The following is a 544-nucleotide window of genomic DNA, read 5'->3' on the forward strand; positions in this document are numbered from 1 at the left end:
AGTGAAAAGAGGTAGTGAAGAGCTATAAATGATGTGCCAAATTATAATGGATTTTGTAACAAAGAGTGGAATTTATGGAAATAGAAATTGCTAATTTGTATTATTTATGGAAATAGAAATAAGTAAATCGTGTTATTTATGGAAATAGATTACGGAAAATTTGCTATTTTATGGAAATAGAATTATTTTTGCAGTAAAATAATATGAATTATGAATACTCAGACATTACTATCAATAGTAGCAGACCAGCGTGAGGAGTTGCTAGCGAATGATTACTCGGAGTTGTACCCACGTCCTGAAGAATCACAACTTGACTTAAAGAGCAATCGAGCTCAGGTTGTGATAGGTGTCAGACGATGTGGAAAATCAACATTATGCGAAATGTTCCTTAAGCAAAAGGGGATTGACTTTGCCTATGTAAACTTTGATGATGACCGAATGGAGGATATGAAGGCAAGTGATTTAGACCATTTGCTTGAGGCATTATATATGACCTATGGAGAGTTCAAATATCTGTTCCTTGATGAGATACAGAATATAGAAG

At 33.8% G+C, this 544-nt stretch carries 1 protein-coding gene; it reads left to right on the forward strand.

Annotated features, from left to right (window positions below; genetic code table 11):
• Window positions 1–210: 210 nt before the first annotated feature.
• Window positions 211–544 (forward strand): AAA family ATPase (locus NW211_RS13970; protein WP_258328287.1); only part of this gene is annotated, 334 nt, incomplete at its 3' end.

Origin of the sequence: Barnesiella sp. ET7, from assembly GCF_024733785.1 — a bacterium.
Lineage (GTDB): Bacteria > Bacteroidota > Bacteroidia > Bacteroidales > Barnesiellaceae > Barnesiella > Barnesiella merdigallinarum.